Source organism: Pseudomonas sp. PA1(2017) (assembly GCF_001945375.1).
GTDB lineage: Bacteria > Pseudomonadota > Gammaproteobacteria > Pseudomonadales > Pseudomonadaceae > Aquipseudomonas.
In genome coordinates, this window is sequence record NZ_MSXU01000013.1 from 176874 (window position 1) to 199624 (window position 22751).

Genomic DNA, 22751 nt, shown 5'->3' on the forward strand with positions numbered 1-22751 from the left:
CTTTTTTTGCCTGGGATAAAGTGGCAAGCGCGCCAACCTCACGACCATTCCATCCGTTGAGCGGCGCCATGGCAGATACGCGAGCACTGGCTAGACTCTCTCCACCTCACCGGGAGACACGTCGATGGACATCCAGATCCGTGCATCGCAAGGCCCCCTCGGCACCTGCTGGCAGGTGCGCCTGGGCAAGCATCAGGTCAGCTTTCGCAGTGAAGAGGAAGCGTGCCGGTTCGTGGCGACGCTGCAGGCACGGGTGCAGGCTCCGCACCCGCTGCCGGCCGAAAAACGCCAGGCCGGCTGAGCGTCAACCGTTCGGGTGGCCGGCGCGACGCTCTGCCCAGCGGGTGAAACGCGACGCGCCCACTGCCAGTACGCCGCAGCTGAAGATGACCAGTGCCATGGGTACGGCGCTGCCATCGTGCAGCACGCCGACCATGGAGGCCGCACTGGCGGCGATGGTGAATTGCAGGCTGCCCATCAGCGCCGAGGCGCTGCCGGCATGGCGGCCCTGCCCAGCCATGGCGCAAGCAGAGGTGTTGGGCAGCAGAATCCCCAGCGAGGCGATGCAGCCGAAAAGCGGCACCATCAATGGCCACAGGGCTTGCGGCCCTACCCACGCCAGCACCAGCAGCCCGGTGCCGCAGGCCAGATAGAACCAGACGATGCGCCTGGCCCAGTAAGCCGGCCCATGCCGTGACACCAGCCAGGCGTTTACCTGGGCGGCGAGGATGAAGCCTGCAGCGTTGGTGCCGAACAGCCAACCGTAGTGCTCGGCCGGCACGCCGTAGAGCTCGATGAACACGAAGGGCGAACCGGCGATGTAGGCGAACATGCCGGCAATGGCCAGACCGCCGGTCAGTGCATGGCCAATGAACGGCAGATCACCGAACAGGCGCATGTATTCCCTCAGCGCGCCGCTCAGGGGCGGCGGCTGGATGCTCGGGCTCAGCGTCTCCGGCAACCACAGGGCGAGGGCGACCAGGCAAGCCGCGCTGAACAGCGTCAGGCAGACGAAGATCGATGGCCAGCCGAACAGATTCAGCAGCAAGCCGCCCGCCACCGGCGCGAGAATCGGCGCTAGGCCCATCACCAGCATCAGTTGCGAGAACACCTTGGCGGAACTGATCGGGTCGCACAGGTCACGCACCACCGCGCGAGAAATCACCATACCCGCACAACCGCCCAGGGCCTGGACGAAACGGGCGGCGATCAGCCACTCCAGGCTCGGTGCCAGGGCGCAGGCCAACGACGCCAGGGTGAACAACGACACCCCGACCAGCAAAGGCGTGCGTCGGCCGAAGCGGTCGGCCAGCGGCCCGTACACCAGTTGCCCAATCGCCAGGCCAGCGAAATAGGACGCCAGCGAAAGCTGCACGTGCTCGGTGTCGGTATCGAAGGCCAGCGCCAACGCAGGAAAGCTGGGCAGGTAGAAATCGATGGCCAGTGGGCCGAAGGCGCTGAGCGCGCCAAGGATCAGTAACAGGCGAAGCGGCATTGGCGATGTACTCGACAGGTGTCCCCCTCCGGCGAAAAAGACGGTTGAGGCGCTTGAAAGAAGTGGACGCCGACAATTACATACAAGTTCGTCTGTAAAACAAACATCCGCTGCAAAAAATAATTACACTTGCTGCTTCCTGAACCGATCGATTCCTGTCGTATGCGTCGAACCAAAGAACAAGCAGAGCAGACCCGCACCACCATACTGGCATCTGCCGAAATACTGTTTCTGGAAAAGGGCGTCGCTCACACCAGCCTCGAACACATCGCCAAGCACGCAGGGGTGACCCGCGGGGCTGTCTACTGGCACTTCCAGAACAAGGCCCATCTGTTTCACGACATGCTCAGCCAGGTACGCCTGCCCCCGGAGCAATTGGCTGGGCGCCTGGTCGAGAACGACCAGGGCAACGGCCTGCAGTCACTGCACACGCTTTGCGTGGAAGGTATCGCCGGGATCGCCGAAGACGAACAGAAGCGGCGGATCTTCACCATTCTGCTGCACCGCTGCGAGTTCACCGAAGAACTGCGGGAGGCGGAAGAACGCCACGAGGCGTTCATCAATCAGTTCATCGCCCTGTGCGAGATGATTTTCGCCCAGCCGGCCACCCAGCAGCGGCTGCGCCCAGGCATGACACCTCGCCTGGCCGCCCGCACCCTGCATGCATTGATCGTCGGCATGCTCAGCGACTGGCTGCGCGACAACAGCCTGTTCGACCCTAAGCACGATGGGCCGATCATGATCGACGGGCTGTTTCGCGGCCTGATCAGCGACTGGTCTTAGCCGCAGGCACCGCTTCGGCCTTGTAACCTTCGTTGATGATCGCTTCGAGCACCTGATCGACCGGGTGGGTGGTGCGTACCCTCACTTCACCGCCCGCGATATCGACCTGCACCTGCGCCGAGGCGTCGACCGCCTGTACGGCACCAGTGATCGCGCGCTCGCAATGTGCGCAGGTCATGCCTTCCACCTTGAATATCTGCATCGTCGTCTCCTCTGCCCATGGGTTTGGATTGGGGTGCTGGCGAGTATCGAGCTTGCCATCGTGGCAAGGTCAACAGACCGCTTGTTGAACCGGCCAACCTCAGCCAAGCTCAGATCACTCAACCTTCTTTATGGTCTGACCATGACCCGCCTCCTGTTCTCACTGTTTCTCGCCCTGCCCTTGCCAGCGCTCTCCCAGGTGCTGCCGTCGCACACCACCATGGGCGATGGCTACGCCGTGCTGATCATTTCCCGCGAGCGCCTGGAAGTCGCCTCGCCGTGCGAATTCGGCGTGTACCTGCAGGATCAGCTCGCCGCCCGGCTGTTCCAGGGCCAGTCGGTGTCGTTCAACCTGCCGCCCGGCGATGTATCGGTGCGCCTGGGCATGATCGGCACGGAAAGCTGCCAGGCTGGCATCACGCACCTCGACAGCCAGCGGCTGAGCCTCACCGCCGGCGAAATCCGCCGCTATCGCATCGGCCTGAGCCCTTCCGGGCCCTACCTGACACCCGCGCCTTCCAGCCAGTGACCCCTCTCGTTACCGCCAGGGCTTGACCTTACCCATGTGGCAAGGTTGATCCTGTGGGCAACTGCCTGGAATCGCGGAGACCGCCATGCCTACTTTCGACCTGCCGATCAGCGGTATGACCTGCGCCAGCTGTGCCGGCCGGGTCGAGCGCGCCTTGCGCGGCGTGGCGCAGGTCACCACTGCCCATGTAAACCTGGCCAGCGAGCGGGCACGGGTGCAGGCTCCTGCCGAGCAACTGCCGGCACTGGTGGCGGCCGTGGCAAAGGCGGGTTATGAGGTGCCAGCGCAGCATTTGGACCTGGCTATCACCGGCATGACCTGCGCCAGCTGCGTGGGCCGCGTCGAACGTGCGCTGGGCAAGCAGCCCGGTGTGTTGGCGGTCAGCGTCAACCTGGCGACCGAGCGTGCCCGGGTAGAGGTGCTGCCTGGTACCGAGACTCAGGCCTTGCTGAACGCCGTCGATGCCGCGGGCTACGCGGCCAGCCCCGTGACCGCACCTGCCGTGAATGGTGACCGCCACCTCATCGGTGAGCGCTGGCGGCTGGCGCTGGCCCTACTCCTGGCCGCGCCGCTGGTGCTACCGATGCTGCTGACACCTTTTGGCGTGCACCTGATGCTGCCGGCCTGGGCGCAGTTCCTGCTGGCCACCCCGGTGCAGTTCGTACTCGGTGCGCGCTTCTACCGCGCCGCCTGGCACGCGCTGCGCAGCGGCGCCGGCAACATGGATCAGCTGGTCGCCCTCGGCACCAGCGCCGGCTATGGCCTGAGCCTCTATCAATGGGCGATCACACCGGCCGGGCACGCGCCGCACCTGTACTTCGAAGCCTCGGCTGTGATCATCGCCCTGATCCTGCTCGGCAAATACCTGGAGAGCCGCGCCAAGCGCCAGACCACGGGTGCCATTCGCGCTCTGCAGGCGCTGCGCCCCGACGAGGCCACACGCCTGCAAGACGGCGTCGAACAGCGGGTGGCGCTCAGCGCACTGAGCGTGGGCGAGCATGTCGTGGTCAAGCCCGGCGAGCGCTTTGCGGTCGACGGCAAGGTGCTGGAGGGCTCCAGCCACGCGGACGAGGCGCTGATCAGCGGCGAAAGCCTGCCCCAGGCCAAGGTGCCCGGCGACCGGGTGACCGCCGGCGCGATCAATGGCGAAGGCCGTCTGCTGATCGAGACCACCGCCCTCGGTGCGGAAACCGTGCTCGCGCGCATCATCCGCCTGGTCGAGGACGCCCAGGCTGCCAAGGCGCCGATCCAGAAACTGGTGGATCGCGTCAGCCAGGTGTTCGTGCCGGTGGTCCTGCTGGTCGCCCTGCTGACCCTGATCACCTGGCTGGCCCTCGGGGCTGGCATCGAGCAGGCGCTGCTCAACGCCGTGGCCGTGTTGGTGATCGCCTGCCCGTGCGCCCTGGGCTTGGCTACGCCCACGGCGATCATGGCAGGGACCGGCGTGGCCGCCCGCCATGGCATTCTGATCAAGGACGCCGAAGCCCTGGAGGTTGCCCATGGCGTGACAGTGGTGGCCTTCGACAAGACCGGCACCCTGACCTCGGGCACACCGCGAATCGCGCACCTGCACGCCGTTGGGATCGATGATCAACAAGCGCTGCGCCTGGCCGGTACGCTGCAACAGGGCAGCGAGCACCCGCTGGCCAAGGCGGTGCTGCAGGGCTGCCAGGAGGCCGGCGCTGCACTGGCCTCGCTCGGCGCCAGCCAGGCCCTGGCCGGTCGCGGTATCGCCGGGCAGGTCGAAGGGCGCGCCCTGCAACTCGGCAATCGTCGCCTGCTCGAGGAGAGCGGCGCCGCCGAACCCACGGAACTGGCCGCGGCCGCCCATGACTGGGAGGCCGAAGGCCGTACCCTGTCCTGGTTGATCGAGCAGGGCGACACACCACGGGTGCTGGCGTTGTTCGCCTTTGGCGATACCCTGAAGGACGGCGCCGGTGAAGCGATCGTCGCCCTCGACGCACGGCATATCCACAGCCACCTGATCAGTGGCGATAACCGAGGCAGCGCTCAGGCCGTCGCCCGCCAGCTAGGCATCGCGTCGGTACATGCCCAGGTGCTGCCAGCGGACAAGGCGCGTATCGTCACCGAGCTGAAAGAGGCCGGCGTGGTGGCCATGGTCGGCGACGGCATCAACGACGCCCCTGCCCTGGCCGCGGCACACGTCGGCATCGCCATGGGCGGCGGCACCGACGTGGCCATGCAGGCAGCCGGCATCACCCTGATGCGCGGCGACCCGCGCCTGGTGCCTGCGGCCCTGGATATCGCCCGGCGCACCTATGCGAAGATCCGCCAGAATCTGTTCTGGGCGTTCATCTACAACTTGGTGGGCATTCCCCTGGCGGCCTTTGGGCTGCTCGATCCGATGCTCGCCGGCGCGGCCATGGCGCTGTCGAGCGTCAGCGTGGTGAGTAACGCTCTGCTGTTGAAAACCTGGCGCCCCCATTTCGAGGAATAACGCGATGAATATCGGTCAGGCTGCCAAGCACACCGGGCTCAGCGCCAAGATGATCCGCTACTACGAAGCCATTGGCCTGCTGCCCAACGCCGGGCGTAGCGAAAGTGGCTATCGCCAGTACGCTGACGACGACCTGCAGCGCCTGCGCTTCATCCGTCGCGCCCGTGACCTGGGCTTCTCGCTTGCCGAGTCCGGCCGGCTGCTGGCCCTGTGGCACGACCGCGAGCGGGCCAGCGCTGATGTGAAGGCCCTGGCGGTGGAACATATCGAAGCGCTCAACGGCAAGATCGCCGAACTCGAAGCCCTGCGTGACACCCTGCAAACGCTGGTCGATCACTGCCAGGGCGACCAGCGTCCCGACTGCCCGATACTCGAAGACCTGCAGGCCGGCAGCGACTGCTGTCAGCCTGCTGCGACGCCCAGCGCCAGACGCTGAAGCGCGGTGCAATCGGCGACGAAGTGATCGGCCAGCTCAGGCCACGGATTGCTCGGCAGGTTGACCAGCACCGTGGCGGTGCCGGCGGCGCGGCCACAGGCCAGGTCATGGCGATGATCGCCGATCATCACCATGTCTCGCGGGGCGACCTGCCAGCGGTCGGCCAGGTGCAGCAGGCCGCCGGGATCGGGCTTCGGCAGCGCCTCGTCACGGCCGAGGATGTCGTCCGGCGCGAAGCAATCCTCCACACCGATGGCCTGCAAGGTCAGCAGCGCCAACTCCCGGGCGTTACGGGTGAGGATGCCCAGGCGCACGCCGCGTGCTTGCAGGCCACGCACCAGGGCCACGGCACCCGCGGCCGGGCGTGAGGCAACGGCAAGCTCGCGCTCGTGCTCCAGCAACCAGGCGTGTTTGGCCCTCGACACCTCGGGCGGTAGGGCGGCCAGATGATGGAGGATGTCGTCGTCGGGTGGAATGTCCAGCGCCTCGCGGATGGCGGCGAAATCATGCACGGCAATGGTCAGAGTGCCGTCCATGTCGAAAACCCAATGGCTATAGCGCTGCAGGCTCATCGCCCCTCCGGCAAGCGTGGAATCGAGGCCGCAGCATAACCGCTCGGGCCTTGGTCTCGCGACTACGCCTCAACGCCAATCGTCGCGCAGGCGAATCAGCCCTTCCTGAGCCACCGAGGCGACCAGCTGGCCCTGGCGATTGAAGACGCTGCCGCGGGAGAAACCGCGGGCATTGCCGGCCCAGGGGCTGTCCATGGCATAGAGCAGCCAGTCGTCCATGCGCAGGTTGCCGTGGAACCAGATGGAGTGATCGAGGCTGGCGACCTGCATGAACTTCTGCCATACCGACACGCCGTGAGGCAGCATCGAGGTGGTCAGCAGGTTGAAGTCCGAGGCGTAGCCCAGCAGGTATTTGTGAATCGCCGGCGTATCCGGCAGTTCTCCGTCGGCGCGGAACCACACGTACTTGGCCGGCTCGCTGACCTGGGGTGAAAACGGATTGTCGACGGTGACCGGACGGATCTCGATGGGCTTGTCGAACAGCACGCGCTCGCGCACCCGCGGAGGCAGCGAGTCGGCCACCAGGCTGGCCAGTTCGGTCTCCGAGCGCAGGCCTTCGGGGCCGGGTACGTCGGGCATCTGCACCTGATGGTGGAAGCCTTCTTCCTGGTTCTGGAACGAAGCGCTGCAGGTGAAGATCGCCTTGCCCTTCTGTACCGCCGTTACCCGGCGCGTGCTAAAGCTGCCGCCGTCACGCACGCGGTCGACCTGATAAACCACCGGCAGCGTGGCATCGCCGGGGCGCAGGAAGTAACCGTGCAGCGAATGCACATGGCGGTCGGCCTCGACCGTCTGGGTGGCCGCCGACACGCACTGGCCAAGTACCTGACCGCCGAAGAGCTGGCGAAAGCCCAGATCCTGGCTCACGCCGCGGAACAGGTTTTCCTCGATGGCTTCCAGGCTCAGCAGCGCCACCAACTCTTGCAGGACTTGACTCATAACGGTTCTCCACGGCCCTGACTGGGCGATGCTACGGCTCGCGCGGGGTGCGCGGACGGTGAATGGTAATGCCTTTGCCGGCGCTCAGGAATCGCGCCGTGGTGCCACTGATGACAGGCTCAGCCCTGCTTCGGCCATTTGCTCCCGGGCATTTCGTAAAGCGCGTGCCGGCGCAGCGCATGCCCGGGCGCCAGCGACGGATGCTCGAACTCGCCAGCCGGCTGCATGCCGAGGGCTTGCATCACTCGCTGCGACGGCGCGTTGCTCAGTGTGGTGAATGCCACCACGCGATCCACCGCCAGGCGCGTAAAGGCAAAATCCTGCGAGGCACGCGCCGCTTCCTGGGCAAGGCCCTGCCCCCAGAATGCCGGCGACAGGCGCCAGCCGATCTCCACCGCCGGAGTGAAACTCGCCTCGAATCCGACGTTGGCCAGCCCGGTCATACCGACGAAGCGACCATCTTCGCGTTGCCAGAGCGACCAGAAGGTAAAGCCGTGATCGGCGAAGTGCTGTTGCAGGCGGATGAGCAGCGCCTTGCTCTGCTCGCGGCCCAGGAGCGCCGGAAAATAGCGCATCACCGCCGGATCCGCGCACAGCGTGGCCAACTCGTCCAGATCCTCGTCACGCCAGGCGCGCAGGAGCAGACGCGGCGTCTGCAGCTCGGCCCCATCCCTTTCGCTTCTCATGCATACTGCCCCAGGTTCACCCGATGACCGCCATTGTATGCCCCTGCCGCTGATCTACCACGACGACTACAGCCCACCGTTCCCCGACGGCCATCGCTTCCCGATGGAAAAATTCCGCCTGCTGCGCGATCACCTGGTAGCCAGCGGCCTGACTCGGGATGAAGAACTGCTGCGGCCCGAGATCTGCCCGGCCGATATCCTCGCGCTCTGCCACTGCCCCGCCTATATCGAGCGCTACCTGAGCGGCGAACTGAGCCACGAAGATCAGCGCCGCCTCGGCCTGCCCTGGAGCCCGGAATTGGCGCGGCGCACCGTGCGGGCCGTCGGCGGCTCGCTGCTGGCCACCGAGCAGGCCCTGCAGCACGGCCTGGCCTGCCACCTGGCCGGCGGCACCCATCATGCCCATTACGATTACCCGGCGGGCTTCTGCATCTTCAACGACCTGGCGGTGATCGCCCGCTACCTGCTGGAAAGCGGCAAGGCCGGGCGCGTGCTGATCTTCGACTGCGACGTGCACCAGGGCGACGGCACCGCGCGCCTGCTCGAGCACGTGCCTGACGCGATCACCGTGTCCCTGCACTGCGAACAGAACTACCCGGCGCGCAAGGCCAGCAGCGACTGGGACATTCCCCTGCCGCGCGGCATGGGCGATGCCGATTACCTGAAGGTGATCGACGACACGCTGGGCTACCTGCTCGCCCTGTACCAGCCGGACATCGTGCTCTACGACGCCGGCGTCGATGTGCACAAGGACGACGCCCTGGGTTACCTGCAACTCACCGATGCCGGCGTCGCGGCCCGCGACGAGGCCGTGCTCGACCACTGCCTGGGCCGCGACATTCCCGTGGTCGGGGTGATCGGCGGTGGCTACAGTAAGGACCGCCACGCCCTCGCCCGCCGACACGGCATCCTCCATCACAGCGCCGCGCGGGTATGGCAGCAGCGAGGGCTCGGGTAAACTTCGCCCTTTGCCCAGCCGACGCCGCCATGACCGATTTCTCCCCGCCCACCGCCCACTCGGTCGCCATCATCGGCGGCGGCCCTGCCGGCCTGATGGCCGCCGAAACCCTGGCGCTCGCTGGCGTGCGGGTCGACCTCTACGACGCCATGCCCTCGGTAGGCCGCAAGTTTCTGCTCGCTGGCGTCGGCGGCATGAACATCACCCATTCCGAAGCCTATCCGGCCTTCGTCGGCCGCTATGGCGAGCGCGAGCGGGAAATCCATGCACTGCTGCAAGGCTTCGATGCCAATGCGCTGCGCGAGTGGATCCATGGCCTGGGCATCGACACTTTCGTCGGCACCTCGGGCCGCGTATTTCCTACCGACATGAAGGCCGCGCCGCTGCTGCGCGCCTGGCTCAAGCGCCTGCGCGAGGCCGGTGTGCAGTTGCACACCCGGCACCGCTGGCTGGGCTGGAATGCCGACGGCAGCCTGTGTGTGGCGGGCCCCGAAGGTGAACAGGTGATCCGCGTCGACGCGGTGCTGCTGGCCCTGGGCGGTGGCAGCTGGCCGCGGCTCGGTTCGGACGGCAGCTGGGTGGCGCGTTTGCAACAGGCTGGCGTGCCCGTCGTGCCGCTACAACCAAGCAACTGCGGGTTCGACGTGGCTGCCTGGAGCCCGCTGCTGCGCGAAAAATTCGCCGGTGCGCCGCTGAAGAACGTCGCCCTTGGTTTGCCGGGCGACGCACCGCGCCCCGGCGAATTCGTGCTGACCGCCACCGGTATCGAAGGCAGCCTGGTGTACGCGCTGTCCGCCGGCATTCGCCAGCGCATCACCCGGGACGGCAGCTGTACCGTCTACCTCGACCTGCTGCCACAGCGTAGCGAGGCGGCCCTTGGCAATGCCTTGAGCAAACCCCGCGGCTCGAACTCCATGGCCAAGCACCTGCATCGCCAGGCCGGCTTGGATGGCGCGAAAGCGGCGCTGCTGCGCGAAGCGACGCCCGCCGAGCACTTCACCGATCCGCAGCGGCTGGCTGCCGCCATCAAGGCGCTGCCGATCACGCTATGCCAGGCGCGCCCGATCGAAGAAGCGATCAGCAGCGCTGGCGGCGTGCCGTTCGAAGCCCTCGACGACAATCTGATGCTGACGCAACTACCCGGCACCTTCTGCGCCGGTGAAATGCTCGACTGGGAAGCGCCCACCGGCGGCTACCTGCTCACCGCCTGCTTCGCCAGCGGCCGCGTTGCCGGTCAGGGCATGCTGCGCTGGCTGCAGAGCACATCCCGATAATCCACGGAACAGGACATAGCATGCTGACCAGCATAGAACTCAAGACCTTCATCCCCGCCAAGGACTACCCATTGAGCCAGGCGTTCTATACCGCCCTGGGCTTCAAGCCGGCCTGGCAATCAGAGGCGATGAGCTATTTCAGCCACGGCGAGCACTGCGCCTTTCTGCTGCAGAACTTCTACGTGAAGGAACAGGCGGAGAATTTCGTCATGCATATGCTGGTGGACGATGTAGAGGCCTGGTGGGCGAAGGTTCAGGCGGAGAACATCGCCGAGCGCTTTGGCGTACGCACCATCGCCCCAGAAGATCAGCCCTGGGGCATCCGCGAGTTCATCGTCTTCGACCCCAGCGGCGTGCTGTGGCGGATTGGCCAGAACATCTGAGCCTGGAATCGGCGAAGTAGCCTGGGTTGAGCAGAGCGATACTCAGGGTTGTGAAGAGGTAAGAGGCCTAAGCTGCGAGAGCTCGCACCACCATCTCGGCCAGTCGCTCTGGCCAGATAGTCTCTTCGCTTAACGGCAGATCATCGAGCGCCCACCAGCGATGCTCTGCAATGACCGCCACCTCTTCATCAGTCCAACGCGAGTTGCATATCTCTTCGTTTGCAGCTCGAACGTAAAAGTAGTGCTCCAGCGCCTCAACGACCTCACCATCGGACATACGCATTTCAAAACGGCGAAAGCCTACTGGCTCGCCGAGCGATGAAACCCGAATACCCGTTTCTTCCAGCAGCTCGCGCATGGCCGCAGAGACGAAGGTTTCACCTTCTTCGACGGCGCCGCCAGGCGTAGCCCAATAGCTGCTGCCGTTCAGCGCGCCGTTGGCGTGGGCAAACCTGAACAGCAGAATCCTGCTGGCTGGGCTGACAACCAACAATCGCGCTGACTTCCGAACTCGCATTGCGGCTCTACCGTCCGCCCTTCGGCTTACCACCGAAACTCGGCACCTTGCGGATGGCCTTGACCGGCGGCTCGGCCGGCTCGTCGCTTTCCATCCAGCGGCCCAGACCACCGGCTTTACCGCCGCCCACCACCTTGGGCTTTTTCGGTTTCTTGGGCTTTTTTACCACCAGGCCACCAGCGACCGTCTGCGGCACGCGGTGGTCGGGGATGAAGTCCGGTTCGTCGACGCGCTGCAGGATCTGCTGGGTCAGCGCTTCGATGGCCGAGAGCAGTTGCACTTCATCGGCGCAGACCAGCGAAACCGCCTGGCCGCTGGCCCCCGCGCGCCCGGTACGACCAATGCGGTGCACGTAGTCTTCGGCGACGATGGGCAGGTCGAAGTTGACCACCAGCGGCAGGTCGTCGATATCCAGGCCGCGGGCGGCCACATCGGTGGCCACCAGCACGTCGACTTCACCAGCCTTGAAGCGCTGCAGGGCACGCAGGCGCGTCGGCTGCGGCTTGTCACCGTGGATCGAATCAGCGCGAATGCCTTCGGCCAGCAGTGCCTGCTCGAGTTCGTCGACACCCTTGCGGGTCTTGGCGAACACCAGCACTTGCGACCATTTCTTGCTGCGGTACAGGTGCAGGAACAGCTCGGCCTTGCGCTTCTTGTCCACCGGAATCAGCCACTGTTTGACCGACTTGGCGGCGGCGTTACGCGGGCTGACTTCGATGCTCAGCGGGTCGCGCAGCATTTCCTTGGCCAAACCGCGGATTGCGTCGGAAAAGGTCGCGGAGAACAGCAGGGTCTGGCGCTTCTTCGGCAGGGCGGCGAACAGGTCATCCAGCTCGCGGGCAAAGCCCAGGTCGAGCATGCGGTCGGCTTCGTCGAGCACCAGCACCTGCAACTGGGAAAACTTCACCGCGTTCTGACGGTACAGGTCGAGCAAGCGGCCCGGCGTGGCGACCAGCACGTCGAGGCCCTTGCGCAGCTTCATCATCTGCGGGTTGATGCTCACCCCGCCGTACACCGCATAGCTGCGCAGGGGCAGGAACTGCGAGTAGGTCTGCACGCTCTGCTGCACCTGCTCGGCCAGCTCGCGGGTCGGCACCAGCACCAGGGCACGCACCGAATTGCTGGCCACCACCGGGCCTTCCATCATCAGCCGCTGCAGGATCGGCAAGGTAAAAGCTGCGGTCTTACCGGTGCCGGTCTGCGCCGCCGCCATGATATCGCGGCCCTTGATGATCGGGCCGATGGCCTGGGCCTGAACGGGCGTCGGGGTCTTGTAGTCGAGGCCGTCGAGGCAGCGCAGCAGGGGTTCGATCAGGCCGAGGGAAGCGAAGGTCATGGCGGGCAACATGGCGGGCAGTGGAGATGGCGCGCAGTTTAGCGCGTCCGGGTATCAATCGCTCAGCCGATGCTGCGCGGGGGACGTAGCCGCGGTCGGGCGCGGCAATACAGACCGTTTACGCGGCGGCGAGCAAGGCGCGCACCTTGGCGGCGGACATGCCCTGCAGCTGACGCAGGAAATCGTGATCAACGGCGCTGCGGCCATGCTGCTCGCGCAGCACCTTGCACAGGTGCAGGGTCAGGTTGGCGGCCATTTCCGCATCGGCCAGCGCCCGGTGCGCCTTGCCGGTATCGGGCAGCCGCGCCCAGCGATTGAGGTTGCCGAGCTTGTGGCTCGGCGCACCTGGCAGCAGGCGGCGCGACAGCAGCAGCGAGCAGGCGAAATGCTGCACGCGGGTGCGCCCGATCAGGCCCAGCTCGGCGTCCCAGAACTTCTGGTCGAAGGACGCGTTGTGCGCCAGCATCGGAATGTCACCGACGAACTCGGCGACCTCGTGCATCACCTCGGCCGCCGGTGGCGCGCTGCGCACCATGGCGTTGCTGATACCGGTCAGTTGCTCGATGAAGGGCGGCACCCAGGCTCCGCTATTCATCAGGCTCTGGTAGCGGGCAGTGATCTGCCCGCCTTCGATGATCACCACGCCGATTTCGGTGGCGCGCGCCTGCTGGGCCGGCGACATGCCGGTGGTTTCGAAGTCGATGACAGCGATGGGTTTCACAGGAACCTCAGTGTTTGAGCAACAGATGGCCCTCGATGGGCACGTAACGGCTGGCTGCGCGCACCAGCGACTGCGCGGTAAGCCCAGGCACGCCGTAAGCCACGGCTTCGACGCCATGACGCTGGCGAATGCGTTCGAGCAGCAGGTCGAAATCGCCGTCACCGGAGGCCAGCACCACGCTGTCGACATTCGCCGCAGCGTCCATCACGTCGATGGTGATGCCCACGTCCCAGTCGCCCTTGGCCGAGCCGTCGCTACGCTGGATGTAGGGTTTGAGCTTCACGGTGAAGCCCAGGTTGCGCAGGATCTGCTGGAACTGCTGCTGCTTGGGATCACCGCGATCGATGGCATAAGCGTACGCCTCGACGATCTCGCCGCCCGCCGCCAGCTCATTCCACAACGCCGTGTAATTGAAGTGGCAGCCATAGGCCTGGCGCACGGTGTAGTAGAGATTCTGTACGTCGGCGAACACGGCAATTTTCTTCACCGGACATCCTCACAAGGTTCGCGCGGGTTGCACGGGTGGCCAGTATGCCAGCCCTGGCCCCTCGAGGTCGAAGGCAGCGCCACGGCGGCGACGAACGTCATCGCTGGTGGCCGGCCTGCCACGCTCGTATCATGGCGGCCTGTTTTTCCGCCTGCGACCCTTCATGAATCCCCTCGACGCCCTGCGTGACGCCTGGTTCTTCTTCCGGCAAAACTTCTTGCAGATCCTCCTGTTGTGCCTGCCCTTCCTGCTGCTCGAAGCCTTCGTGAGCCTGCAGCTCGAGGGCCTGGTCACAACCGCCAAGGTACCGCTCTATGAAGTGCTGCTCGGCCTGTTCTTCTATCCGCTGTACAGCGCCGCACTGATCCTGTTCATCGATGCCCGCAGCCGCGGTGAGGAGCCCGGCAAGGGCGCGCTGGTAGCCATGAGCCTTAGCCTGTGGCCGCGCTTCGTGCTGCTGGCCGGTATCGGCACCCTGGCGATCATGCTCGGCATCTCGCTGTTCATCCTGCCGGGGTTGTGGCTGATGGTGCGGCTGGTGTTCGCCGACTACCTGTTGGTGCTGCGCGGCCTCACGCCGTTGCAGGCGCTGCATGAAAGCCTGCAACTGACCCATGGTCACTTCTGGCCGATCTTCACCTGCGTGATGCTGGTGATGGTGCCGCCATGGCTCGCCGGCTTCTGGGCCGCCGATATCACCGCCGAGCCAGCCGGGCGCCTGCTGCTGGACGTGCTGTTCGGCCTCTGCCAGCTGTTCACCACCGTGGTGGTGTTCCGCCTGTACATGCTACGCGCCGGCGACAATGCCGCGCCGCTGCCGTAACCTTCGCGAATCGACCCTACCCCCATCGAGACGAGCACGTGGCAAGAAAATCGCGCAGAGAACTGGCCAAGGACCGCGGCGACCTCAGCGATCTGCCGGTGACGGTCAAGGATGTCGCGCTCAGGGCTGGCGTGTCGCCGATCACCGTGTCGCGGGCGATCCAGCGGCCCGAGCTGGTCAGCGATGCCACCCGCGAGCACGTGCTGGAAGTGGTGCGCGCAATGGGCTACGTGCCAAACCTGATGGCCGGCGGGTTGGCCACCAGCAAGAGCCGCCTGGTGGCCATCGTGCTGCCGACCATCGCCAACTCGATCTACGCCAGCGTGGTGCAGGCGATCATGGATCGCCTCGCCGAGGCGGGTTATCACACCTTGGTCGGGCCCAGTGGCTATGTACCGGAACAGGAGGAAACCCTGCTGGCCGCCATTCTAGGTCGTCGCCCCGACGGCATCGTGCTCACCGGTACCTTCCATACCCAAGCTAGCCGCGAGCGCCTGTCGTCCGCCGGCATCCCGGTAGTGGAAGCCTGGGACCTGAGCGACGACGGCCTGGACATGCAGGTGGGCTTTTCCCACGAACAGGTCGGCGCAGCGGTGGCCGAGCACTTCTTCGCCAAGGGTTACCGCCGCTGGGCGGTGGTCGGCGTCGACGACCCGCGGGCGCTGCGCCGCTGCAAGGCGGTGATCGGCCGCCTAGCCGAGCTGGGCGTGAGTAACGTGGCGGTGCAGACGCTACCGCTGCCCGCCACCTGGGAGGTCGGCCGCAAGGGCCTGGCCAACCTGCTTGATGCCGGCGAGCAACCCGACTTCATCTTCTGCAGTTCGGACACCGTGGCCCTTGGCGTGCTCGCCGAAGCTTCCACGCGCGGGCTGGACGTTCCGAACGACATTGCCGTGCTGGGCTTCGGCGATACCCTCAACGGCCAGTTCGCCAACCCGGCGCTGTCGACCGTCAGCGTCAACGCTACCGAGATGGGCCAGCAAGTGGCCGAGGCGCTGCTGCGCCGCTTCGCTGGCCAGAAGGCCGAGCCCAGTGTCGATACCCGCTTCGCCATCATCGAACGGGCCAGCACCGCCTAGGCAAAAACACCTCTCGTAGCCTGCGGTTGAGCGTAGCGATACCCAGGTTTTCGATGTTCGCGCTGCGATGCCCCCGGGTTTCGCTACGCTCGCCCCGGGCGACGAACTGCCCACCGCTCCCCACCCACCCCATCGACGGCTGCGTCCGCACCATAACGCCTGAAATTTCCACTTGAATGATAACGTTATCTGACTATGATGATAACGTTATCTTTGAATGCTGCCGGTAAGCAGCCAGACCCACCGCAACGCCGAACGGCACAGGAACCACGCGATGAACAATAACAACACCCATGCAGGTACCCCGGTCATCACCGCCCTGGAAGTCATTCCCGTTGCCGGGCACGACAGCCTGCTGCTCAACCTGAGCGGCGGCCATGCACCCTTCTTCACCCGTAACCTGCTGATCCTGCGTGACAACGCCGGCCATGTCGGCGTCGGCGAAGTTCCGGGCGGCGAAGCCATTCGCCAGACCCTGGAAGACGCCCGCCAACTGTTGCTCGGCCAGCCCATCGGCCAGTACCAGAAATTGCTCGGCCAGGTACGCCAGGCTTTCGCCGATCGTGACTCCGGCGGCCGCGGCCTGCAGACCTTCGACCTGCGCATCACCATTCATGCGGTAACCGCCGTCGAGGCTGCCCTGCTCGACCTGCTCGGCCAGTACTTGGACGTGCCGGTCGCCGCCCTGCTCGGCGAAGGCCAGCAGCGCGATGCCGTGGAAATGCTCGGCTACCTGTTCTACGTCGGCGACCGCAAGAAAACCGACTTGCCCTATCGCCAGGAAGCCGACGCCGACAACGCCTGGTTTCAGATGCGCAACGAAGAAGCACTAGACGCACAAGGCGTGGTGCGCCTCGCCGAAGCCGCCTACGAGCGTTATGGCTTCAAGGACTTCAAGCTCAAGGGCGGCGTGCTGCGCGGCGACGAGGAAATCGAAGCGGTCACCGCGCTGGCCGAGCGCTTCCCGGAGGCACGCATCACCCTGGATCCGAACGGCGCCTGGTCACTGCAGGAAGCCATCCGCCTGTGCCGCGACCAGCACCATGTGCTCGCCTATGCCGAAGACCCCTGCGGCGCCGAGAATGGTTATTCCGGCCGTGAAGTGATGGCCGAGTTCCGCCGCGCCACCGGCCTGCCAACCGCCACCAACATGATCGCCACCGACTGGCGCCAGATGGGCCACGCGATCCAGCTGCAATCGGTGGACATCCCCCTGGCCGATCCGCACTTCTGGACCATGCAGGGTTCGGTGCGCGTGGCGCAGATGTGCAACGACTGGGGCCTGACCTGGGGCTCGCACTCGAACAATCATTTCGATGTGTCGCTGGCCATGTTCACCCACGTGGCAGCAGCCGCGCCGGGCAAGATCACCGCCATCGACACCCACTGGATCTGGCAGGACGGCCAACGCCTGACCAAGGAACCGCTGCGTATCGAAGGCGGCCTCGTGCAGGTGCCGAAAAAGCCCGGCCTCGGCGTGGAGCTGGACATGGACGCCGTGGCCAAGGCCCACGAGTGCTACAAGGGCATGGGCCTGGGCGCGCGCAATGACGCCGTGGCCATGCAGTACCTGATCAGCGGCTGGACCTTCGATAACAAGAAGCCCTGCCTGGTGCGCTGAGCAGGATCACACTGCAATTAGTTGGTGGGCTGAAGCGGATCGCCGCCCGGCCTACCCTACGCCCGAGCGCAGGCCTTTGTGGGAGGGTGCCATGCGCCCGATTCGCGGGCAGGAACTAGGCTGCCCCGCCCGCTCCCACGGCCTGACGCTGATCTGGCTACAGTGATTTACCTAACTGTGATTCAACTGCGCCTTGAGCCGATCACGAAAGCTCTGGATCAGCGGTTCCCGTGAGCGGCCGCGGCGCAACGCCAGGGTGAATGGCGCCTGGTAGCCGAAGGTGGTGGGCAGCAGCACTTTCAGACGTTTCTGATCGGCCCACTGCTGGGCGTAATGCTCGGGCAAATAGCCAATATAGGCGCCGGATAGCACCAGAATCAGCTGCGCCTCCATCGACTCCACCGTCGCTGCACTGTGCTTGAAGCCATGGCGCGCCAGCTCGGTCTGACTCCAGTAGCCGCGGCCGACCATGCGCTGCTGGGTGATCACTTCCGCCGGAATCTGCCGCTGGGTATACAGCGGGTGCCTATCGCTGCAGTACAGCCAGTGCTGCTCGCGGTACAGCGCCTGGTAGATCAGCCCGTTGGTACGCACCGAAAAGGCACCGATGGCCAGGTCCAGCCGATTTTCCAGCACGCCGAGTTGCAGTTCAGCCGGACTGAGCACCGCCAGATGCAGGTGCACGGCCGGGTGTTCCTGGCTGTAGGCGCCGATCACCTCGGCCAGCGGCAGGGATGGATCGCTCACCGTCGAATCCAATACACCCAGATTCAGGGTACCGCGTAGCTCGCCCTTGAGCGCCGCCGAATAACGCTCGAACCCCTCCAGCTCGGCCAGCAGCCGCAACGCTTCCTGATGGAACAGCTCGCCCTTACTGGTCAGGCTGAAGCCGCCACGCCCACGATGGCAGAGCACGAAGCCGAGCTGCGCTTCGAGCTGGCTCATATAGGTACTGATCGCCGAGGTGGACAGGTTCAGCTCCTGCTGCGCCGCAGCGAAACCCTGGTGGCGCACGACACAGACGAACAGGCGCAGCAGCTTGAGATCGGGCATTGGCGAACCATGACGGTGGAGGAACCCGGCTCATGCTAAAGCCTGCCCGTTAGTTTAGGAATTTCTGAACTGATTATTTGCGCTGCCCGATTCTTCCCGCCGCAAACCCTGACCAGAATCGGGCCACGACAACCACAAGAACTGAGAGGCCCCCGTGGACAATTCCCTCCACCAGCCCCTGGGCGGCAACGAAATGCCCCGTTTCGGCGGGATCGCCACCATGCTGCGCCTGCCCCACGTGCAGGCACCCGAGGAGCTGGACAAGCTCGACGCTGCCTTTATCGGCATCCCGCTGGATATCGGCACGTCCCTGCGCTCCGGCACCCGGTTCGGGCCGCGGCAGATTCGCGCCGAGTCAGTGATGATCCGCCCGTACAACATGGCAACCGGCGCCGCGCCGTTCGATTCCCTGAACGTCGCCGATATCGGCGACGTGGCGATCAACACCTTCAACCTGCTCGACGCCGTGCGCATCATCGAAGAGCACTACGACCGCGTGCTCGCCCACGACATCATCCCGCTGACCCTTGGCGGCGACCACACCCTGACCCTCCCGATCCTGCGCGCCATGCGCAAGAAGTACGGCAAGATCGGCCTGGTGCACATCGACGCCCATGCGGACGTGAACGATCACATGTTCGGCGAGAAGATCGCCCACGGCACCACCTTCCGCCGCGCCCAGGAAGAAGGTCTGCTCGACAGCCAGCGTGTGGTGCAGATCGGCCTGCGCGCCCAGGGTTACACCGCTGACGACTTCAACTGGAGCCGCAACCAGGGCTTTCGTGTGGTACAGGCCGAAGAGTGCTGGCACAAATCTCTCGCCCCGCTGATGGAAGAAGTGCGCGCCAAGGTCGACGGCGGCCCGGTGTACCTGTCCTTCGACATCGACGGCATCGACCCGGCCTGGGCGCCCGGCACCGGCACGCCGGAAGTCGGCGGCCTGACCACCATCCAGGCGTTGGAAATCATCCGCGGCTGCCAGGGCCTGAACCTGATCGGCGGCGACCTGGTCGAGGTCTCCCCGCCCTACGACACCACCGGCAACACCTCGCTGCTGGGCGCCAACCTGCTCTACGAAATGCTCTGTGTGCTGCCGGGTGTGGTGCGCAAGTGAGCCGCGTGCTCGCCCGGTAATCCCGGTTTCACATCACTGGAAAAACCCGCGCGGGCCAGCAGAAGCCCGCCGTGGCGCATTACCCGTTCGCGGGTCATGGAGCGCACTTCGCTCCACGCGGCCCTGCCGCACTGCCCAAGCACCACTACCCGACGGCTGTCGGGGGTGAATAACAAGGTCGGCGCCATGGCGCCACCCTGACAAGAATCGTGACAGGCGCTGGAGAAACACATGATCCTGGATATATCCGTAGTACTGATCTACGCCGCCGGCATGCTACTGCTCGGCTGGTACGGCATGCGCCGCGCGCGCAGCCAGGAAGATTACCTGGTGGCCGGACGCAACCTCGGCCCGGCCTTCTACATGGGCACCATGGCCGCCACCGTGCTCGGCGGCGCCGCGACCGTCGGCACCGTGCGCCTGGGTTATGTGCACGGCATTTCCGGGTTCTGGCTGTGCGCCGCCCTGGGCGCCGGCATCATCGTGCTCAACCTGTTCCTAGCCAAACCATTGCTCAAACTGCGCATCTTCACCGTCACCCAGATCCTCGAACGCCGCTACACACCGGCGGCGCGTCAGGCCAGTGCGGTGGTGATGTTCGCCTACGCGCTGATGATCTCGGTGGTCTCGGTGCTGGCCAGCGGCACGGTGCTGCAGGTGCTGTTCGACCTGCCCTTCTGGGCGGCCATCCTGCTGGCTGGCGGCGTAGTGGTGGTGTATTCCAGCATCGGCGGCATGTGGTCGCTGACCCTCACCGACATCGTGCAGTTCGCCATCAAGACGGTCGGCCTGATGTTCGTGCTGCTGCCCATCTGCCTGTACCGCGTCGGCGGCTGGGACGAACTGGTAGCCAAGCTGCCGGACACCGCCTTCAGCCTGACCACCATCGGCTACGACACCATCATCACCTACTTCCTGATCTACTTCTTCGGCATCCTCATCGGCCAGGACATCTGGCAACGTGTGTTCACCGCCCGCAACGAGAACGTCGCCCGCGTGGCCGGCAGCCTGGCCGGCGTGTACTGCGTGCTGTACGGGCTGGTCGGCGCACTGATCGGCATGTGCGCCAAGGTGCTGCTGCCGGATCTGGCCAACGCCAACAACGCCTTCGCCTCCATCGTGCAGAGCGCGCTGCCCGACGGCATTCGCGGCCTGGTGATCGCCGCCGCCCTGGCCGCGATGATGTCCACCGCCAGCGCCGGTCTGCTCGCCGCGTCCACCACGGTGACCGAGGACCTGCTGCCGAAACTGCGCGGCGGTCGCCCTTCGAGCCTGGGGGTCGCCCGCCTGTTCACCCTGCTCACCGGCCTGCTGGTGCTGGCGATCTCCCTGGTGGTCAGCGACGTGATCGGCGCTCTGACACTGGCCTACAACCTGCTGGTGGGCGGTATCCTGATTCCGATTCTCGGCGCCATCTACTGGAAACGCGCCACCACCACTGGCGCCATCGCCAGCATGGCACTGGGTTGCGCCACCGCACTGGTCTTCATGTTCAAGGATGGCCTGGAAGCCAACACGCCGATCTACTACAGCCTGGCAGTCGGCCTGCTGACCTTCGTGATCGGCAGCCTGCTGACCCGTCCGCAAGCGCGCGCTGCCAGCCTCGCCTGAACCAATCAAAGATGCCGGTGCGACTGCCGGCATCTGCAGATTCATCATCAAGGAGCCTGCATGACCACCTGCGGTGAATTTCTCGTCAAGCAACTCGAGGCCTGGGGCGTCGACACCGTGTTCGGCATCCCCGGCGTGCACACCGTCGAGCTGTACCGCGGCTTGCCCGGCAGCGGCATCCGCCACGTCACCCCGCGCCACGAACAGGGCGCGGGCTTCATGGCCGACGGCTACGCGCGCGTCTCCGGCAAGCCTGGCGTGTGCTTCATCATCACCGGGCCGGGCATGACCAATATCGCCACCGCCATGGGTCAGGCTTACGCGGACTCGATCCCGATGCTGGTGATTTCTAGCGTCAACGAACGCGAGCGCCTCGGCCATGGCAACGGCTACCTGCACGAGCTGCCGGACCAGCGCGCCCTCGTGGCTGGCGTCGCCGCCTTCAGCCATACGCTGATGAGCGTCGACGAATTGCCCGAAGTGCTGGCCCGCGCCTTCGCGGTGTTCGATAGCCAGCGACCACGGCCGGTGCATATCGAGCTACCGCTGGATGTGATCACCGCCGCCGCCGACCACCTGAGCGTGCAACCGCGGGTGAAAGCTCCACGCCCCGCACCGCAGGCCGAGTTGATCCAGCAAGCGGCGCAGCGCCTGAGCCAGGCCCAGCGCCCGTTGCTGCTAATCGGCGGCGGCGTAGGTGAGCCCGATACGGTGCGCCGCCTGGCCGAGGTGCTGGATGTACCGACCGCGCTGACCATCAACGCCAAGGGCCTGCTGCCCGCCGCTCATCCGCTGCTGATCGGCAGCAACCAGTCGCTGCCGCCGGTGCGCCAGCTGGCGCTGGGCGCCGACGTGGTGCTGGCCATCGGCACCGAGCTGGGCGAGACCGATTACGACGTGGTGTTCGACGGCAACTTCAGAATCGGCGGCGAGCTGATCCGTATCGATATCGACGCCGAGCAGTTGCAGCGCAATCACACGCCGACATTGGCGATCCACAGCGACGCCGGCCTGGCCATCGAGGCGCTGCTCAAGCAATTGCCGCAGCGCGAGAACGATGAAAAGAGCAGCGGCGCCACGCGCGCGGGCGCAGTTCGCCAGCAACTGGCCGCAGACTTCGCCGGCTGGGCGCACTACCGACGGCTGTTCGACTGCATCCTCGACGTGCTGCCCGACGCGCGCTTCGTCGGCGACTCGACGCAGACCGTGTACAGCGGCAACCATCTCGTAGAACTGGATGGCCCGCGCCGCTGGTTCAACGCCTCCACCGGCTACGGCACCCTCGGCTACGGCCTGCCGGCAGCCATCGGCGCCCGGCTGGCCGAGCCAGCGCGCCCGGTGATCAGCCTGATGGGCGACGGCGGCATCCAGTTCACCCTGCCGGAGCTGGCCAGCGCCGTGGAAGCACAGGTCGGCATCATCGTGCTGCTGTGGAACAACCTGGGCTATGGCGAGATAAAACGCTACATGGAGCGCCGCGACATCACCCCGCTGGGCGTCGACATCTACACGCCGGACTTCCTGGCCATCGCCCGCGGCTTCGGCTGCCTGGCCGAACGCGCCCACGACCACGCACACCTGCAAAGCCTGCTGCGCGAGGCGCCAAGCGACCGGCCGCTGCTGATCGAAATCGCCGAGGCGCCGCCGTTTGCGCCGTGAAAGCATGACGCGGGTC

At 65.6% G+C, this 22751-nt stretch carries 24 protein-coding genes; 14 read left to right on the top strand and 10 right to left on the bottom strand.

The window, feature by feature from the left end; translation table 11 throughout:
* The first annotated feature begins 124 nt into the window (after positions 1-124).
* Positions 125-301 carry a hypothetical protein gene (locus BVH01_RS24705; RefSeq protein WP_168177299.1) on the top strand — a complete coding sequence of 59 codons (177 nt, stop codon included), beginning with the start codon at positions 125-127 and terminating at the stop codon, positions 299-301.
* Positions 302-304: 3 nt separating this feature from the next.
* Here the strand turns inward: BVH01_RS24705 and BVH01_RS19165 are convergent, their stop codons facing one another.
* A complete protein-coding gene (locus BVH01_RS19165; protein WP_075931830.1) occupies positions 305-1495 on the bottom strand; it encodes a multidrug effflux MFS transporter in 1191 nt (396 codons plus the stop codon).
* Between the two features lie 162 nt (positions 1496-1657).
* Between BVH01_RS19165 and BVH01_RS19170 the strand changes: the two genes are divergently transcribed.
* A complete protein-coding gene (locus tag BVH01_RS19170) occupies positions 1658-2278 on the top strand; it encodes a TetR family transcriptional regulator (protein WP_075931831.1) in 621 nt (206 codons plus the stop codon).
* Here the strand turns inward: BVH01_RS19170 and BVH01_RS19175 are convergent.
* Positions 2262-2480: a heavy-metal-associated domain-containing protein gene (locus BVH01_RS19175; RefSeq protein WP_075931832.1), complete on the bottom strand. Its 219-nt coding sequence runs from the start codon at positions 2478-2480 to the stop codon at positions 2262-2264. The two genes, BVH01_RS19170 and BVH01_RS19175, sit on opposite strands and share 17 nt — an antisense overlap.
* A 141-nt stretch (positions 2481-2621) precedes the next feature.
* Here BVH01_RS19175 and BVH01_RS19180 point away from each other — a divergent pair, with 141 nt between their 5' ends.
* From BVH01_RS19180 to cueR, 3 genes are all read left to right on the top strand, one after another.
* Positions 2622-3008 carry a hypothetical protein gene (locus BVH01_RS19180; RefSeq protein WP_075931833.1) on the top strand — a complete coding sequence of 129 codons (387 nt, stop codon included), beginning with the start codon at positions 2622-2624 and terminating at the stop codon, positions 3006-3008.
* Positions 3009-3093: 85 nt separating this feature from the next.
* Complete coding sequence (locus tag BVH01_RS19185; protein ID WP_075931834.1) at positions 3094-5466, top strand: heavy metal translocating P-type ATPase; 2373 nt, start codon at positions 3094-3096, stop codon at positions 5464-5466.
* Positions 5467-5470: 4 nt separating this feature from the next.
* Positions 5471-5902 carry a Cu(I)-responsive transcriptional regulator gene (gene cueR / locus BVH01_RS19190; RefSeq protein ID WP_075931835.1) on the top strand — a complete coding sequence of 144 codons (432 nt, stop codon included), beginning with the start codon at positions 5471-5473 and terminating at the stop codon, positions 5900-5902.
* Here cueR and BVH01_RS19195 read toward each other — a convergent pair.
* The 3 genes from BVH01_RS19195 to BVH01_RS19205 all read right to left on the bottom strand — a co-directional run bounded on the left by BVH01_RS19195 (position 5869) and on the right by BVH01_RS19205 (position 8099).
* Positions 5869-6474 carry an HAD family hydrolase gene (locus tag BVH01_RS19195; protein ID WP_075931836.1) on the bottom strand — a complete coding sequence of 202 codons (606 nt, stop codon included), beginning with the start codon at positions 6472-6474 and terminating at the stop codon, positions 5869-5871. The genes cueR and BVH01_RS19195 overlap by 34 nt on opposite strands.
* Before the next feature lie 69 nt (positions 6475-6543).
* The gene (tesB, locus tag BVH01_RS19200; protein ID WP_075931837.1) at positions 6544-7413 is read right to left on the bottom strand and encodes an acyl-CoA thioesterase II; all 870 of its coding nucleotides are present in this window, start codon (positions 7411-7413) and stop codon (positions 6544-6546) included.
* A 119-nt stretch (positions 7414-7532) separates the two neighbouring features.
* Positions 7533-8099 (bottom strand): GNAT family N-acetyltransferase, encoded by a 567-nt coding sequence (locus tag BVH01_RS19205; RefSeq protein WP_075931838.1) that lies wholly within the window; start codon positions 8097-8099, stop codon positions 7533-7535.
* A 37-nt stretch (positions 8100-8136) separates the two neighbouring features.
* On the opposite strand from BVH01_RS19205, the gene BVH01_RS19210 reads away from it, so the two are divergent.
* The 3 genes from BVH01_RS19210 to BVH01_RS19220 are packed head-to-tail and all read left to right on the top strand — an operon-like array spanning position 8137 to position 10714.
* Positions 8137-9057 carry a histone deacetylase gene (locus BVH01_RS19210; RefSeq protein ID WP_075931839.1) on the top strand — a complete coding sequence of 307 codons (921 nt, stop codon included), beginning with the start codon at positions 8137-8139 and terminating at the stop codon, positions 9055-9057.
* Between the two features lie 29 nt (positions 9058-9086).
* Positions 9087-10331, top strand: a complete 1245-nt coding sequence (locus BVH01_RS19215; RefSeq protein WP_075931840.1) for a TIGR03862 family flavoprotein — start codon at positions 9087-9089, stop codon at positions 10329-10331.
* Positions 10332-10351: 20 nt separating this feature from the next.
* Complete coding sequence (locus tag BVH01_RS19220; protein ID WP_075931841.1) at positions 10352-10714, top strand: VOC family protein; 363 nt, start codon at positions 10352-10354, stop codon at positions 10712-10714.
* A gap of 67 nt (positions 10715-10781) precedes the next feature.
* On the opposite strand, the gene BVH01_RS19225 is transcribed toward BVH01_RS19220, so the two are convergent.
* The 4 genes from BVH01_RS19225 to BVH01_RS19240 all read right to left on the bottom strand — a co-directional run bounded on the left by BVH01_RS19225 (position 10782) and on the right by BVH01_RS19240 (position 13775).
* Positions 10782-11207 carry an NUDIX hydrolase gene (locus tag BVH01_RS19225; protein ID WP_371915611.1) on the bottom strand — a complete coding sequence of 142 codons (426 nt, stop codon included), beginning with the start codon at positions 11205-11207 and terminating at the stop codon, positions 10782-10784.
* A gap of 31 nt (positions 11208-11238) precedes the next feature.
* Positions 11239-12567, bottom strand: coding sequence for a DEAD/DEAH box helicase (locus BVH01_RS19230; RefSeq protein WP_075931843.1), 1329 nt, complete (start codon positions 12565-12567; stop codon positions 11239-11241).
* A 118-nt stretch (positions 12568-12685) separates the two neighbouring features.
* Entirely contained in the window at positions 12686-13288 is a 603-nt protein-coding gene (locus BVH01_RS19235; RefSeq protein ID WP_075931844.1) for a PolC-type DNA polymerase III, read from the bottom strand.
* A 7-nt stretch (positions 13289-13295) separates the two neighbouring features.
* The gene (locus BVH01_RS19240) at positions 13296-13775 is read right to left on the bottom strand and encodes an NYN domain-containing protein (protein ID WP_075931845.1); all 480 of its coding nucleotides are present in this window, start codon (positions 13773-13775) and stop codon (positions 13296-13298) included.
* Between the two features lie 163 nt (positions 13776-13938).
* Here BVH01_RS19240 and BVH01_RS19245 point away from each other — a divergent pair, with 163 nt between their 5' ends.
* The 3 genes from BVH01_RS19245 to gudD all read left to right on the top strand — a co-directional run bounded on the left by BVH01_RS19245 (position 13939) and on the right by gudD (position 17298).
* Positions 13939-14598 (top strand): YciC family protein, encoded by a 660-nt coding sequence (locus BVH01_RS19245; protein ID WP_075931862.1) that lies wholly within the window; start codon positions 13939-13941, stop codon positions 14596-14598.
* A gap of 38 nt (positions 14599-14636) precedes the next feature.
* Positions 14637-15677, top strand: a complete 1041-nt coding sequence (locus tag BVH01_RS19250; protein WP_075931846.1) for a LacI family DNA-binding transcriptional regulator — start codon at positions 14637-14639, stop codon at positions 15675-15677.
* 274 nt (positions 15678-15951) lie between these two features.
* Positions 15952-17298 carry a glucarate dehydratase gene (gene gudD / locus BVH01_RS19255; protein ID WP_075931847.1) on the top strand — a complete coding sequence of 449 codons (1347 nt, stop codon included), beginning with the start codon at positions 15952-15954 and terminating at the stop codon, positions 17296-17298.
* 171 nt (positions 17299-17469) lie between these two features.
* On the opposite strand, the gene BVH01_RS19260 is transcribed toward gudD, so the two are convergent.
* On the bottom strand, positions 17470-18351 hold the full coding sequence (locus BVH01_RS19260; protein ID WP_075931848.1) for a LysR family transcriptional regulator: 882 nt from the start codon (positions 18349-18351) through the stop codon (positions 17470-17472).
* Between the two features lie 154 nt (positions 18352-18505).
* Between BVH01_RS19260 and speB the strand changes: the two genes are divergently transcribed.
* The 3 genes from speB (at position 18506) to BVH01_RS19275 (ending at position 22735) form a co-directional block, all read left to right on the top strand.
* Complete coding sequence (gene speB, locus BVH01_RS19265; protein ID WP_075931849.1) at positions 18506-19465, top strand: agmatinase; 960 nt, start codon at positions 18506-18508, stop codon at positions 19463-19465.
* Between the two features lie 231 nt (positions 19466-19696).
* Positions 19697-21076: a sodium:solute symporter gene (locus tag BVH01_RS19270; RefSeq protein WP_075931850.1), complete on the top strand. Its 1380-nt coding sequence runs from the start codon at positions 19697-19699 to the stop codon at positions 21074-21076.
* A gap of 60 nt (positions 21077-21136) precedes the next feature.
* Positions 21137-22735, top strand: coding sequence for a 5-guanidino-2-oxopentanoate decarboxylase (locus tag BVH01_RS19275; protein ID WP_075931851.1), 1599 nt, complete (start codon positions 21137-21139; stop codon positions 22733-22735).
* The last annotated feature ends 16 nt before the right edge of the window (positions 22736-22751 follow it).

Coding starts and splice junctions, on each gene's coding strand:
- BVH01_RS24705 (WP_168177299.1), top strand. CDS start 125: ATGGACATCCAGATCCGTGCATCGCAAGGCCCCCTCGGCACCTGCTGG.
- BVH01_RS19165 (WP_075931830.1), bottom strand. CDS start 1,495: ATGCCGCTTCGCCTGTTACTGATCCTTGGCGCGCTCAGCGCCTTCGGC.
- BVH01_RS19170 (WP_075931831.1), top strand. CDS start 1,658: ATGCGTCGAACCAAAGAACAAGCAGAGCAGACCCGCACCACCATACTG.
- BVH01_RS19175 (WP_075931832.1), bottom strand. CDS start 2,480: ATGCAGATATTCAAGGTGGAAGGCATGACCTGCGCACATTGCGAGCGC.
- BVH01_RS19180 (WP_075931833.1), top strand. CDS start 2,622: ATGACCCGCCTCCTGTTCTCACTGTTTCTCGCCCTGCCCTTGCCAGCG.
- BVH01_RS19185 (WP_075931834.1), top strand. CDS start 3,094: ATGCCTACTTTCGACCTGCCGATCAGCGGTATGACCTGCGCCAGCTGT.
- cueR (WP_075931835.1), top strand. CDS start 5,471: ATGAATATCGGTCAGGCTGCCAAGCACACCGGGCTCAGCGCCAAGATG.
- BVH01_RS19195 (WP_075931836.1), bottom strand. CDS start 6,474: ATGAGCCTGCAGCGCTATAGCCATTGGGTTTTCGACATGGACGGCACT.
- tesB (WP_075931837.1), bottom strand. CDS start 7,413: ATGAGTCAAGTCCTGCAAGAGTTGGTGGCGCTGCTGAGCCTGGAAGCC.
- BVH01_RS19205 (WP_075931838.1), bottom strand. CDS start 8,099: ATGAGAAGCGAAAGGGATGGGGCCGAGCTGCAGACGCCGCGTCTGCTC.
- BVH01_RS19210 (WP_075931839.1), top strand. CDS start 8,137: ATGCCCCTGCCGCTGATCTACCACGACGACTACAGCCCACCGTTCCCC.
- BVH01_RS19215 (WP_075931840.1), top strand. CDS start 9,087: ATGACCGATTTCTCCCCGCCCACCGCCCACTCGGTCGCCATCATCGGC.
- BVH01_RS19220 (WP_075931841.1), top strand. CDS start 10,352: ATGCTGACCAGCATAGAACTCAAGACCTTCATCCCCGCCAAGGACTAC.
- BVH01_RS19230 (WP_075931843.1), bottom strand. CDS start 12,567: ATGACCTTCGCTTCCCTCGGCCTGATCGAACCCCTGCTGCGCTGCCTC.
- BVH01_RS19245 (WP_075931862.1), top strand. CDS start 13,939: ATGAATCCCCTCGACGCCCTGCGTGACGCCTGGTTCTTCTTCCGGCAA.
- gudD (WP_075931847.1), top strand. CDS start 15,952: ATGAACAATAACAACACCCATGCAGGTACCCCGGTCATCACCGCCCTG.
- BVH01_RS19260 (WP_075931848.1), bottom strand. CDS start 18,351: ATGCCCGATCTCAAGCTGCTGCGCCTGTTCGTCTGTGTCGTGCGCCAC.
- BVH01_RS19270 (WP_075931850.1), top strand. CDS start 19,697: ATGATCCTGGATATATCCGTAGTACTGATCTACGCCGCCGGCATGCTA.
- BVH01_RS19275 (WP_075931851.1), top strand. CDS start 21,137: ATGACCACCTGCGGTGAATTTCTCGTCAAGCAACTCGAGGCCTGGGGC.